This window comes from Mesorhizobium sp. WSM4807 (genome assembly GCF_055811615.1).
Genome location: NZ_JBVVQY010000112.1, coordinates 1 through 749 on the forward strand (window position 1 = coordinate 1; position 749 = coordinate 749).

The window sequence follows — 749 nt, forward strand, 5'->3', positions numbered from 1 at the left end:
ACGGGGGCTGCGCGGCGGACACGCCAACGTCACCGCTGAATGCCACGCCATTTTTGCAGAACTTGACGCACACAACTATCAACACATTGCGACAGTCTCGAGATCAGAGCCTGCCAGTCGCTTTCAATGGAATCATTCCTTTGCATCTGGCCTAGGAATCACATCTCGATTCCACCAGTCTACCCCTAAGTTCGCGCCTATGGGGTGCTGTCCCGCCATCGTTAGATCACGTTCAATTCCCTGAAAGCCCGCCCCTCGGCAACGCGCTCATACCCAAACGCCGAGCAGTCCACCGTGCGGTAGCCGCTATGCACGATCAGCTCGGCCAGCGCCTTGCCGACCGCCGGCGCCTGCTGCAGGCCGTGGCCGGAAAAACCGTTGGCGAAGAGAAAATTTTCCACTTGCGGATGCGGGCCGATCACCGCGTTCTGGTCGAGCGTGTTGTAGTCGTAATGACCGGCCCAGGCGCGCGTCGGCTTGATCGCCTCGAAGGCCGGAATGCGGGTCGCCAGCACCGGCCAGATTACCTCTTCGAACAGCGGCCAGTCGGGTTCGAAATCGCTGGGATCGGCGGGGCCGTCGCCCTCTTCCGGCTCGCCGCCGCCGGTGATGTAGACCGAGCCTTCCGGCCTGACATAGATGCCTGAGGGATCGACCAGCAGCGGCATGTCGTCATATTTCTCGCGCGCCTCGAAGATGAAGACATTGCGCTTGCGCGGCTCCACCGGCAGCGCCAGTCCGGCCATTGC

Annotated in this window: 1 protein-coding gene; it reads right to left on the reverse strand. The window is 61.8% G+C overall.

The genetic code is table 11. The features are described 5' to 3' along the window. Positions 1 to 221: 221 nt before the first annotated feature. Positions 222 to 749 (reverse strand): NAD(P)/FAD-dependent oxidoreductase (locus tag AC0L3N_RS33910; protein WP_473552054.1); only part of this gene is annotated, 528 nt, incomplete at its 5' end.